Source organism: Thioprofundum lithotrophicum, assembly GCF_055387065.1.
Genome location: NZ_AP042379.1, coordinates 797,381 through 809,282 on the forward strand (window position 1 = coordinate 797,381; position 11,902 = coordinate 809,282).

Consider the following 11,902-nt stretch of genomic DNA (forward strand, 5'->3'; position numbering starts at 1 on the left):
ACGGAGCTTTGCGGGTAGCCGGATCGTTGACCCGAAGGCCAAGCCAGCCGATTTCAAGTCGGCCTGAAGGCCGACCTACGCGGTTTCGAGGATCCGCGCCCAGATTTCCCTGACCGCCGCTCGTTCGCTGGCAAAACGCTCGGCAGATACCCGCGCGGGGGCGTCCTGCAGGGCCTGGGCGTGGGCGGCGTCGCGGTAGCGGCGGTAGGCGTGGGCCAGGGTGTCGGCATCGGCCTGCGGCAGGACGCCGCAGGCGCCGAGGGTCTCCAGCAGGCGGATGTTGTCGGTCCACTCCAGCAGTTGGGGATGGGCATGGGCATGGACCAGCACGCCGTACTGGACCAGGAACTCGATGTCCACCATCCCGCCCTCGCCCTGCTTGAGGTCGAAGTATTCCCCGTCGGACTTGTCGAGGTTCTCGCGCATGCGCCGGCGCATGTCGACGATCCCGGCGCGGACCGGTTCCGGATCCCGCGACTGGCCGAGGATCCGGCGGCGGATTTGCGTGAAGGCCGCCTGGATGGCCGGATCGCCGGCCACCGGCCGGGCCCGTACCAGGGCCTGATGCTCCCAGAGCCAGGCCTTTTCCAGCTGGTAGGCCTCGAAGGCCGTGAGGCTCGAGACCAGCATGCCCTTGGCGCCGTCGGGCCGCAGGCGCATGTCCACCTCGTAGAGGCGACCGGCGGCGGTGTAGGCGGTGAGCACGTGGATCAGGCGCTGGCCCAGGCGGGCGTAGAACACCGGCAGGGCCAGCGGCGCGGGGCCGGTGGTCGTGGCGGCCGGATCGGCCGCGCCGTGCAGGAAGACCAGATCCAGATCCGAACCGTAACCCAGCTCGTAGCCGCCCAGCTTGCCGTAGCCGATGATGGCGAAGCCCTTGTCCTCCCCCGGCGGGGGACCGTGGCGGCGGGCGAGATGGAACCAGGCCTGTTCCAGCGACTCCACCAGCACGACCTCGGCGATCCAGGTGAGGTGATCACTTACTTTCATCAGAGGCAGCGCACCGGCGATGTCGGCTGCCGCCACCCGCAGGACGTTGACGTGCCGGAACTGGCGCAGGGCATCGAGGCGGGGCTCCTCGTCGGCCGGATCGATGCCGGCCAGGCGCCGGGCCAGCTCGGCGGCCAGCTCGGGGCGGTCCGGCGGGGCGTAGAGGCTGCGGGGATCGAGCAGCTCGTCGAGCAACAGGGGGTATTTCTTCACGTAACCGGCGATCCAGGCCGAAGCGGCGCACAGGCGCACCAGTTGCGACAGGGCCAGGGGATTTTCCACCAGCAGGGCCAGATAGACCGAGCGCCCGGCGATGTGCTCGACCAGATCCAGCAGCCGTCCGACTGCGCGGTCGGGATCCGCCACCGCCGCGGCGGCCCCCAGCAGCAGCGGCATGAGCCGGTCCAGCCGCTCGCGGGCAAGGCGGCTGAGGTTGTGATAGAGGCGGCTGTGGCGCAGGGTCTCGAGACGCGCCAGCAGCTCGCCGGGCTCCTGATAGCCCCGCGCCGCCAACAGGGCACGGGCCTCTTCCGGCTCCAGCGCACCGAGCCACAGGGAGGCCAGATCGTCCTCCTCGCCGGCGGATTCCGACTGGGGGGCCTCGAACACCTGTTCGAAATGGTGCTGCACCCGGCGCCGGTGGCGGTTCAGCTCGGCCTCGAAGGCCGGCCAGTCGGAATAGCCCATGCCGAAGGCCAGGCGCAGCCGGCCCGTCTCGTCCTCCGGCAGCCGGTGGGTCTGCTCGTCGCGCCATTCCTGCAGGCGGTGCTCGATGTTGCGCAGGAACACATAGGCCTCGGTCAGCTCCCGCACCACATAGTCCGGCAGATGGCCGGCCCGGCCCAGGTAGTCGAGCACCTTGAGGATCTTGCGCGCGGTGAGTTTGGCGTCGCGTCCGCCGCGCACGAGCTGAAAGGCCTGGCCGATGAACTCGATCTCGCGGATCCCGCCCGCGCCCAGCTTGACGTTGCGGGCCAGGCCCTTGCGCCGGACCTCGCGGGCGATCAGGTCCTTCATCTCGCGCAGGGCCTCGAACACGCCGAAGTCGATGTAGCGGCGATAGACGAAGGGCCGCAGCATGGCCATCAGCGCCTCACCGGCGGCGCGATCGCCGGCCACCACGCGCGCCTTGACCATGGCATAGCGCTCCCATTCGCGGCCGTGGATCTGATAGTAGTTCTCCATGCCCGCAAAGCTGGTCACCAGGGCGCCCGAATCGCCGAAGGGCCTGAGGCGCATGTCCACCCGGAACACGAAGCCGTCTTCGGTGCGGGCGTCCAGGGCCCGGATCAGACTGCGCGCCAGGCGGGTGAAGAACTCGCCGTGACTGAGACGGCGCCCGCCCTGCGTCACCTCCCCCTCCTCGGCGAAGGCGAAGATCAGATCGATGTCGGAGGAGACGTTCAGCTCCCAGGCGCCGAGCTTGCCCATGCCCAGCACCACCAGGTTCATGGGCCGCCCATCGGGATGACGCGGCATGCCGAGCTGCGCGCACTGCCAGGCGTAGAGGGTCTCCAGCGCTCCTTCGATGCAGGCCGCGGCCAGGTGGGCCAAATCGCGGGTGGTCTCCATCAGCCGGGCGTGACCGGCGATGTCACGCCAGACGATGCGCACCATCTCGCGGTTGCGGAAACGGCGCAGGGCGCGCAACAACCCCGCCTCGTCCTGCACGCCGCCCAGCCGCGCGGCCAGGCGCCGCTGGTAGTCGTCCAGGGTCAGTGTTTCCGGCACGTCCGCCGGCAGCGCCGCCAGCAAGGCGGGTTCGGCGGCACACTGGCTGGCCACGAAATCGGAACAGGCGAAGACCTTCGGCAACTCGGCCACGATGCCCGCCGGCAGCTCGGGAGCGCCCCCTGCCGCTTCGCACAGCGCCTCCCAGCGCTGGCGCGGGGTCTCGCGCAGGGGGGGCGGGAGGGTGTCGAAGTCGGGTAATTTCATCGAGTCATTGTAGGGACCCGCTGCCGGAGGAGCCAGTGGAGATCAGCATACGTCCCGCAATTGGGCACACCCCTCTCCGCAAGTTTGCGCCTTGCGCTGCGCCTGCCCTTCCATCTCGGTGCAGACGACGTTTTCTCCCCTCACAGTTCGTGCGTGATCTCGGGAACCGGATGCACCAGCAGGGGCAGGGCCTGCTGGTAGCGGGTGGTACGGCGCTTGGCCCGGATGTCGGCATACACCCGTTCGGCCTGCTCCTCGGTGAGGTTCAGCCGGCGGGCCAGCTCGGCGGCAGGCACGTCGTGATTGAGCGACCACAGCGCCAGATCCATCTTGTCATAGGGCAGGGCGAAATAGAACTCGTCCTGCCCCTGGCTGAGGCTGTAAGTGTCGGTCGTGGGCTTGGCGGTGGCCACGGCTTCCGGGAGATCCAGATGCCGGGCAAGCTGATACACCTGGGTCTTGTACAGATGGGCGATGGGCTTGATGTCGGCCGAGCCGTCACCGTTCTTGACGAAGAAGCCCTGATCGTATTCCAGCCGGTTGGGCGTGCCGATGACGGCGTAGTTGAGCCGGTCGGCATGGAAGTACTCGATGGCCTTGCGGATCCGCTGCTTGTAATTGGTGGCAGCGACGATCTGCAGGTATTCCGGCAGAGGCAGGCGACGTGCCTCGAGCTGGCCATCGGGCTTTTCCACCACCAGATCGAAATGGTTGAACCCCCCCTCCAGACCTCCCTTGATGACGATCTTGTTCTTCCAGGTGCCGTCGTAGTCGGGAAACACCTTGCGAATGGCCTCGTCCCGCCAGCGATAACAACCGATGGCCGCCAAGGTGGCAGCGATGTCTTCCGTGGTGAAAGGAATCCCCAGGGACTCGGCTACCTGACGGCCGAGGGTGACCGATTCACCAGAGGAATCCTGCTCGGGCATCAAGAGGCCGAAGACCTTGTCCGGCCCCACGGCGCGCGCGCAGAGGGCAGCGCACACGCCACTGTCCACGCCGCCGGAGATCCCGACCACCAGGCCGCGGCGGCGCAGTTTGCGCAGCGACTGCCGCAGGCCCTCGACGATACGATCGATCTCCGCCTCGGCATCGAGCGCAAGCACATCGGAATCCAGAAGGGGGGTGGACATCTTGGGTTTTCTCCTTGCGGTACGTGAAACAATGATTCGGCACATTTCAAAATGCGAGGCGGGCGCTTGCCCCCTCACCCAACCCTCTCCCCCGCATGGCGAAAGAAAGGGCGCGGAGGTTCAGTGAAGCAATGACCTTCAGGCACGCTGCACGGCGAGGGCGCGGATGGCACCCTGGTCGTCGGTGAAGCTCTCCACCTTGACGAAATCACTGTTGCCGGCGAGGCGACGGGCCAGGATCTCGCCCTGGCCGAGCCCAACCTCGAAAGCCAGCCAGCCACCGGGCTTGAGATAACGGGGCGCTTCCTGGATCAATCGCTGAAGAATGGAGATCCCGAAAGGGCCGCCATCGAAAGCCAGGGAGGGTTCGTGTTCGGCAATCTCGGCTTCCATGCCGGCAACCTTGCCGCTGGAGATGTAGGGCGGATTGCAGGACAGCACGTCCACCTTGCCGAGAAACGCTTCGTCCTCGAAAGGCGCCAGCAGATCCCCCTCATGGAGGGAAATCCTGTTCGCATGCCCGGCGAACTCGACGTTGCGCCTGGCCAGTGAAACGGCCCGCGGGCACAGATCGGCCGCATGGATACGGCTTTGAGCCGTGTGCTGCGCATAGACGACGGGCAGGTTTCCCGCGCCCGTGCAGACGTCGATGACCAGGGGGGCGTCCTGCGTGTTCTCGATCTCCTGCAGACGCTCAATGACGCAGCTGGCGAGGATCTCGGTTTCCTTGCGGGGTATCAGGGCCTCGGGACCGGCCAGCATTTCGATTTCCATGAACCGCTGGCGGCCGGTGAGGTGCGCCAACGGCACACCGTCGATGCGTTTCTGCACCAGCGCGGAGAGACTTGCGCGTTGCGCTTCATCGAGCGCCGGCATCTCGATCCCCATGGCGGCCTCGGCCGAAACGGGCGTGCCGCAGGCCGCGAGCCAGAGGGCCCGCAAGGTCGATTCGGCCGTCTCTTCCGGCTTGTCCGGCAAAAAGCGTACTCCGTCCTCGATGCGCCGGAGCCACTCTTCTTCCGTGCCTGTGATGTTCATTTCCACCCCCTCTCGGCCTTGATGCGTTTCTTGTCGATCTTGCCGTTGGCCGATTTGGGCAAGCTATCGACGATGAAGACCTTTTGCGGCACCATGAAATTCTCCAGTTCCGCAAGGCAGTGTTTGCGGATCCGGCGCTCGTCGAGCACCGCACCGTCCCGCGGCACCACCAGGGCGTAGAGGGCCTGTCCGAGAATCGTGTCGGCCACGCCCAGCACGGCAGCTTCCTGCACGCCCTCGATGGCCTGCAGCACGTTTTCCACCTCGATGGGACTGACCTTCTCGCCGCGGGTCTTGACGATGTCATCGGTCCGGCCCACGAAATAGAGAAAGCCCTCCTCATCCATGCGGAACAGATCATGAGTGCACAGCACCCGCTCGCCCGGCAGTTCGCCGGGCTTGAGCATCTGTGCCGAAAGTTCCGGCTTGCGCCAGTACCCGAGCATGATGTGCGGCCCGCGCACGTGCAGGATGCCCTCTTCCCCCGGACCGGCCCGTTCTCCCGATTCCTTGAGCAGAAAGACCTCGGTACCGGGGATGGCCTTGCCCACGGAACCCGGCTTGGCCTCCACCAGTTCCGGCTCGAGATAGCTGACCCGCTTGCATTCGGTCAGGCCGTACATCTTGTAGATCAGCGCATTGGGGAACATCTCGCGCAGTTCGGGCAACAGGGCCTCGGGCAGGGCCGCGGCGGTGTTGGTGATCCGCGTCACCGCGGGAAAGCATAACGCCTGCTTGCGGTGGCTGGCAGCCATCATGGCGAAGATGGTCGGCACCGCCGGAAACACTGTCACGGCCTCCTCGTGCATGCGCTGGTAAATCTTCGCCGGGAAGGTGAAGGAGCGCTCCACCACCAGGGTTGCACCCAGTTTCACGCTCATCAGCAGCTGGTACAGGCCGTAGTCGAAAGCCAGCGGCAGCACCAGCATCAGCCGGTCCTGTTCCGACAGGCGCAGGTATTCGATCAGGCTCCAGGCCGCGAACACCATGGACTGGTGGGTCTGCATCACCCCCTTGGGATCACCGGTACTCCCCGAGGTGTAGATCAGCGCCGCAAGGTCGTTCGGAACCATGGGTACAGGCGCCTCCAGCGGTGGCTCCTTCTCCAGCACTTCGTCGAATTCCCGCACCGGCATGGCCGATAACCCTCGTTCAGGACGTTGCCCCGAGACGATCAACGCCTTGAGGGAAGTGACTTCGCCCACCACGTCGGAAAAAACGCCGGCCAGATGCCAGTCGGTGAGCAGTACCCGTGCCTCGCTGTCGCGCAACACGTAGCGCAGCTTGTCGGCCTTGGTCTGGGGGTTGACCACCATGAACACCCCGCCGGCCAGCAGCACGGCATAGATAGAGACCACGCAGGGCCAGGTATTGTCCATGTAGATGGCCACGCGGTCTCCGCGCTCAACCCCTTCGGCCCGCAGGCGGTTGGCGAGGATCCGCGCCGACACCAGCAGCTCACGGTAACGGTAGGGCTGGCCTTCGACGATCACCGCCACCTTGTCGGGATGACACGTGGCCGCGTTCAGCAGGCCTTCGTGCAGCAGCCGTTGCGGACGGGTGACGCGGCTGCTCAGGGGCTGACCGGACATGGCTAGCTGGCCGTCTTGCTGACCACGAATTTGCCGATATTGCGCACCGAATCCAGATTCTCGGGCACGATCTCGTCGTCCATGACCTTGATCCCGAATTCTTCTTCAAGGAACAAGATCACTTCCATTACGCCCGTCGAGTCGATGATGCCCTTGTCGAGGAAGGAGTCTTCCTCGCCGAGGGCGGTCGGGTCATCCGTGAACAGAAAATTCTCCAGGATGAAACTCTTTACGCGTTCTTCCACATTCATCTTTTCTCTTCCTTCTTGCCTCAGGTGTTGCATGAAAATGTTCCTGGAACCGTTCGACGAAATGGTGGTGCCAGAGCTGGGTGGAGAGGATGCCGACGAAGGCCATGTTGTCCTTGTAACCCGTGGCACGGCCGCGGCGGGCCTTCTCCAGCAGGCGGCGGGCACGGGCGGGGTCGAAATAGCCGTAGTCGCGCAGGGTGGCCTCGTCGAACATGGCGTCCACGTAGTCGGGCGTGCGCCGGCCGAAGAAGGCCGGGATGTCGGGGGCCCGATAGGGCTGCTTGAAGCGGTCCACGATGGGTGCCGGCAGGGCGTCGCGCAGGGCCTGCTTGAGCAGGTATTTCTCGTTGAGCACCTTCATCTTCAGACGCGGATCCAGGCGACCGGCGAATTCGATGACTTCGTGATCCAGGAAGGGGAAACGGCCCTCCACCGAATTGGCCATGAGCATGCGATCGCCCTGCGAGGAGAGCAGATAGCCGGACATGAGGGTGCGCGCTTCCACGTACTGGGCACGGTTGAAGGGATCCCAGCGCCCGATGCCTGCCGGCAGGATGGCCTGCAGGCCATCCAGGGCCGTCTCACGCAGGCGTTCACGCTGAGCTTCGGCCAGGAAGTGCTTTACATGGGCGGTGGTGGCCATGCGCGGGATGTGGGCGAACCAGGGGGCGTCGGCCTGATCGAGGCCCTGGCCGAAGAAGGCCTGCAGATAGGCCTGCCCCTGGCGCTGGGTGAGATCGAGATAGGGATAGAGGCGTTGCAGCAGGCGCGGACGCCAGGCCGAATCGGGCTGGCGGGCCCAGAAGCGGCGCAGCTTGCCTTCCTTGAAGATGTCGTAGCCACCCAGGACCTCGTCGGAGCCCTCGCCGGTGAGCACCACCTTGTAGCCGTTGTCGCGCACCAGCCCCGAGAGCAGCATCATGGGCACCGGCGCGGTGCGCAGGATGGGCTGCTCGCCGTGCCAAACGGCGCGCGGGAAGGCTTCGCCCACGTCGGCATTGTCGATGTGCAGGAAGCTGTGGCGGGCGCCGAGGTGCGCGATCATCATGCGCTGGTAATCGCCCTCGTCGAAGGTCTTTTCCTCAAAGCCGATGGAGAAGGTACGCAGATCCGCGCCCTGGGCATGCATGAGGGCGGTGAGCACGGAGGAATCCAGTCCGCCCGAGAGGTAGGCCCCCACGGGCACGTCGGCACGCAGGCGGAGGCGGGTGGCCTCGTTCAGGCGCTGGCGCAGCTCGGCGGCCAGATCCGCTTCGCTGCCGGCGAGATAGTCGCCGGGCTCGGCAAAGGGCCATTCCCACCAGCGGCGCTGGTGGATCCGCCCGTCCTCGAACAGCAACATCCCGCCGGGCGGCAGGGCGTGCACGCCCTCGAACACGGTGCGCTCACCGAGAGGCGCCCAGAAGGTGAAGATCTGATCGAGGGCGGTGGCGTCCAGCGCCGGAGCCCTGTCGAAAGCGGGCAACAGCCCCTTGACCTCGGAGGCGAACAGCAGCCGGCCATCGCGCTGGGTCCAGAACAGGGGATGGATCCCCGGCCGGTCGCGCACCAGCAGCAATCGGCGGCGGGCTTCATCCCACAGGGCGATGGCGAACTGGCCGTTGAGGCGATGGGGAAAGGCGTCGCCCCACTCCTCGTAGGCATGGACGATGACCTCGGTATCGCTGTCGGTGACGAAACGGTGGCCGGCGGCACGCAGCGCCTCGCGCAGTTCCACGTAGTTGAAGATCTCGCCGTTGAAGACCACGCGGATGCGCCCGTCCTCGTTGGCGATGGGCTGGCGGCCACCAGCCACGTCGATGATCGAAAGACGCGCATGTCCAAGCGCCACCTGCGCATCGACGTGATGGCCGGCCTCGTCGGGACCTCGATGTTCCAGGCGCGCGACCATGCGCCGCAAGAGTTCGGCGTCGGCTTGCGGATTGTTTACCGGGCAAAAGCCCGCCAGACCACACATGTCCCTGTTCCGGTATCTCTGCTCCGCCAGCCAAGGCAACAAATCACGGTGCACGAGGGCGTTCGCCCCCCTCATGCCTCCGAGCCGTTTCCCCGACAACGACGAAATGAATGCAGCCAGGCCGCAAATGCCTGCTATCGTAATTTCGCTGGCTCCCTGCCATCTTCAACGAAAGTTCCGTTCTTCCGCGTGGCTTCGTCGACAAGCCTACCCCATTGCCCTCGGCCGCACACTACAGCATTGGTCAGAGGCGCCGACGAAACCCTGACGAAAGGCATAAAAAAACCCCGCTGTCGCCAGCGGGGTTTTTTTGCGGCGAAGACGCCAGGCTTACATCATGCCCATGCCGCCCATGTCACCCATGCCGGGCGCAGCAGCGCCGGCGTTTTCTTCCTTGGGCAGTTCGGCCACCATGGCTTCGGTGGTGATCATCAGGCCGGCCACGGAAGCGGCGTTCTGCAGGGCCGAGCGGGTCACCTTGGTGGGATCCAGGATGCCCATCTCGAGCATGTCGCCGAACTCCTCGGTGGCGGCATTGAAACCGAAGCTGCCCTTGCCTTCCTTCACCTTGTTGACGACCACGGAGGCTTCGCCGCCGGCGTTGAAGACGATCTGGCGCAGCGGCTCTTCCATGGCCCGGCGGGCAATGTCGATGCCCACGTCCTGATCGTGGTTGTCACCCTTGAGATCGGCAATGGCCTCGCGGGCGCGGATCAGGGCCACGCCACCGCCGGGTACCACGCCTTCCTCCACGGCAGCGCGCGTGGCGTGCAGGGCATCCTCGACGCGGGCCTTCTTCTCCTTCATTTCCACCTCGGTAGCGGCACCCACCTTGATCACGGCCACACCGCCGGCCAGCTTGGCCACGCGCTCCTGCAGCTTCTCGCGATCGTAGTCGGAGGAGGTCTCCTCGATCTGAGCGCGGATCTGCTGCACGCGGGCCTCGATGTCGGCCGGCTTGCCGGCGCCGTCGATGATGGTGGTCTCTTCCTTGGAGACGACGACCTTCTTGGCCGAACCCAGTTCGTTGAGGGTAGCCTTCTCCAGCGACAGGCCCACTTCCTCGGAGATCACGGTACCGCCGGTGAGGATGGCGATGTCCTGCAGCATGGCCTTGCGGCGGTCACCGAAGCCCGGGGCCTTCACGGCGGCCACCTTGACGATGCCGCGCATGTTGTTGATCACCAGGGTGGCCAGGGCTTCGCCTTCCACGTCCTCGGCGATGATCAGCAGGGGCTTGCCGGCCTTGGCCACGGCTTCCAGCACAGGCAGCAGATCCCGGATGTTGGAGATCTTCTTGTCATGCAGCAGGATGAAGGGATCTTCCAGCTCGGCGGTCATGTTCTGCTGGTTGTTGACGAAGTAGGGCGAGAGATAGCCACGGTCGAACTGCATGCCCTCGACCACGTCCAGCTCGTTGATGAGGCCGGAGCCTTCTTCCACGGTGATCACGCCTTCCTTGCCCACCTTGCTCATGGCCTCGGCGATGATGTCGCCGATCTCCTTGTCGGAGTTGGCGGAGATGGAGCCCACCTGGGCGATGGCCTTGTCGTCGGCGCAGGGCTTGGAGATCTTCTTCAGCTCCTCGACGGCGGCAGTCACGGCCTTGTCGATGCCGCGCTTGAGATCCATCGGATTCATGCCGGCGGCCACGGCCTTCATGCCCTCGGTGAGGATGGACTGGGCCAGCACGGTGGCGGTGGTGGTGCCGTCACCGGCCACGTCGGAGGTCTGGGAGGAGACTTCCTTGACCATCTGGGCGCCCATGTTCTCGAACTTGTCGGCCAGTTCGATCTCCTTGGCCACGGACACGCCGTCCTTGGTGATGGTGGGCGCGCCGAAGCTCTTGTCGAGCACCACGTTGCGGCCCTTGGGACCCAGGGTCACCTTCACCGCGTTGGCCAGGATGTTGACGCCGGCCAGCATCTTGTGGCGGGCTTCATCGCTGAAACGGACTTCTTTTGCACTCATGTTCGTGATTCCTCTGTATTCCGGTTGAATGGGTTACGTTCAGTCTTCGATGACACCCATGATGTCTTCTTCGCGCATGACCAGGAGCTCCTCGCCATCCACCTTGACCTCGGTGCCGGCATACTTGCCGTACAGCACCTTGTCACCGACCTTGACGTCGAGGGGACGCAGCTCGCCGTTCTCCAGCAGCTTGCCGTTGCCCACGGCAATCACTTCGCCCTGGATCGGCTTCTCCGCGGCGGTGTCGGGGATGACGATGCCACCGGCGGTGGTGTGCTCTTCCTCCATGCGACGAACGATCACGCGATCATGCAAGGGACGGATCTTCATGTTTTGCTTCTCCTGATAGGGTCTTTTCGGTTGGTTTCCATGACGGGCCGGCGTCGCGGGACGCCGGCGGAATCGGGTGCGAGCGCCGTTGTTAGCACTCGGCTTTGGTGAGTGCCAATGATAGCGGCGCTTTTCGCCCTGTCAAGCTGCCGCAGTGAATGGGGAGAGGGGCAACGGATTTCAAGCCCGCTGCGGCCGACAACGGCCAGAAAAAGCGCAAGATGTTGTTTTACAAAAAATTATTTTTCCTCATCGCGGCCGATCACTTCACCTTCGATGGTGCGCGGGCCCTGCTCGCCGGGTGGCGGACCGCCCCGGCCCGGCGGGAAGCCGGCGTTCAGCAGCCCCTTGCGGATCAGCCATTTCGCCATCTGCCGCCGCAGGGGCGGCACGAGCAGCAGGAAGCCGAAGGCGTCGGTGACGAACCCCGGCGTGAGGAGCAGCGCACCGGCCACCAGCAGCATCAGGCCCTCCAGCAGTTCCATGGCCGGCAGGCGACCCTGTTCGAGGCTGGCCTGGACCCGCTGCAGGGTGGTCAGCCCCTGGGCCCGCAGCAGGGCGGCGCCGAGCACGGCGGTGAAGACCACGAAGAACACGGTCCAGCCGGCCCCGATCACCCTGCCCACCTGGATCAGGAACCAGATCTCGACCAGCGGCACGAGCAGGAACAGCAGCAACAGGGCGCGGAAGACGGGCATGGCA

9 protein-coding genes are annotated in these 11,902 nt (G+C 65.4%); all 9 read right to left on the reverse strand.

What is annotated here, in order from left to right; genetic code table 11:
- Window positions 1–75: 75 nt before the first annotated feature.
- Window positions 76–2,928, reverse strand: a complete 2,853-nt coding sequence (gene glnE, locus ACZ5BH_RS03760; RefSeq protein WP_464890578.1) for a bifunctional [glutamate--ammonia ligase]-adenylyl-L-tyrosine phosphorylase/[glutamate--ammonia-ligase] adenylyltransferase — start codon at window positions 2,926–2,928, stop codon at window positions 76–78.
- Between the two features lie 140 nt (window positions 2,929–3,068).
- Window positions 3,069–4,061 carry an NAD(+) synthase gene (gene nadE / locus ACZ5BH_RS03765; protein ID WP_464890579.1) on the reverse strand — a complete coding sequence of 331 codons (993 nt, stop codon included), beginning with the start codon at window positions 4,059–4,061 and terminating at the stop codon, window positions 3,069–3,071.
- 138 nt (window positions 4,062–4,199) lie between these two features.
- Window positions 4,200–5,099, reverse strand: a complete 900-nt coding sequence (locus ACZ5BH_RS03770) for a N5-glutamine methyltransferase family protein (protein ID WP_464891189.1) — start codon at window positions 5,097–5,099, stop codon at window positions 4,200–4,202.
- Window positions 5,096–6,691, reverse strand: coding sequence for a class I adenylate-forming enzyme family protein (locus ACZ5BH_RS03775; RefSeq protein ID WP_464890580.1), 1,596 nt, complete (start codon window positions 6,689–6,691; stop codon window positions 5,096–5,098). Before ACZ5BH_RS03775 ends, ACZ5BH_RS03770 begins: the two co-directional genes overlap by 4 nt.
- A gap of 2 nt (window positions 6,692–6,693) precedes the next feature.
- Window positions 6,694–6,942 carry an acyl carrier protein gene (locus tag ACZ5BH_RS03780; RefSeq protein ID WP_464890581.1) on the reverse strand — a complete coding sequence of 83 codons (249 nt, stop codon included), beginning with the start codon at window positions 6,940–6,942 and terminating at the stop codon, window positions 6,694–6,696.
- On the reverse strand, window positions 6,884–8,899 hold the full coding sequence (asnB, locus tag ACZ5BH_RS03785) for an asparagine synthase (glutamine-hydrolyzing) (RefSeq protein WP_464890582.1): 2,016 nt from the start codon (window positions 8,897–8,899) through the stop codon (window positions 6,884–6,886). The genes ACZ5BH_RS03780 and asnB overlap by 59 nt, the downstream gene beginning before the upstream one ends.
- A gap of 330 nt (window positions 8,900–9,229) precedes the next feature.
- Window positions 9,230–10,870, reverse strand: a complete 1,641-nt coding sequence (gene groL / locus ACZ5BH_RS03790; RefSeq protein WP_464890583.1) for a chaperonin GroEL — start codon at window positions 10,868–10,870, stop codon at window positions 9,230–9,232.
- Window positions 10,871–10,909: 39 nt separating this feature from the next.
- On the reverse strand, window positions 10,910–11,200 hold the full coding sequence (groES, locus tag ACZ5BH_RS03795) for a co-chaperone GroES (RefSeq protein ID WP_464890584.1): 291 nt from the start codon (window positions 11,198–11,200) through the stop codon (window positions 10,910–10,912).
- A gap of 239 nt (window positions 11,201–11,439) precedes the next feature.
- Entirely contained in the window at window positions 11,440–11,898 is a 459-nt protein-coding gene (locus ACZ5BH_RS03800) for an FxsA family protein (protein WP_464890585.1), read from the reverse strand.
- Window positions 11,899–11,902 lie beyond the last annotated feature (4 nt).

Excerpts from the sequence above, each read along its gene's own strand:
- glnE (WP_464890578.1), bottom strand. The coding sequence starts at position 2,928 with ATGAAATTACCCGACTTCGACACCCTCCCGCCCCCCCTGCGCGAGACC.
- nadE (WP_464890579.1), bottom strand. The coding sequence starts at position 4,061 with ATGTCCACCCCCCTTCTGGATTCCGATGTGCTTGCGCTCGATGCCGAG.
- ACZ5BH_RS03770 (WP_464891189.1), bottom strand. The coding sequence starts at position 5,099 with ATGAACATCACAGGCACGGAAGAAGAGTGGCTCCGGCGCATCGAGGAC.
- ACZ5BH_RS03775 (WP_464890580.1), bottom strand. The coding sequence starts at position 6,691 with ATGTCCGGTCAGCCCCTGAGCAGCCGCGTCACCCGTCCGCAACGGCTG.
- ACZ5BH_RS03780 (WP_464890581.1), bottom strand. The coding sequence starts at position 6,942 with ATGAATGTGGAAGAACGCGTAAAGAGTTTCATCCTGGAGAATTTTCTG.
- asnB (WP_464890582.1), bottom strand. The coding sequence starts at position 8,899 with ATGTGTGGTCTGGCGGGCTTTTGCCCGGTAAACAATCCGCAAGCCGAC.
- groL (WP_464890583.1), bottom strand. The coding sequence starts at position 10,870 with ATGAGTGCAAAAGAAGTCCGTTTCAGCGATGAAGCCCGCCACAAGATG.
- groES (WP_464890584.1), bottom strand. The coding sequence starts at position 11,200 with ATGAAGATCCGTCCCTTGCATGATCGCGTGATCGTTCGTCGCATGGAG.
- ACZ5BH_RS03800 (WP_464890585.1), bottom strand. The coding sequence starts at position 11,898 with ATGCCCGTCTTCCGCGCCCTGTTGCTGCTGTTCCTGCTCGTGCCGCTG.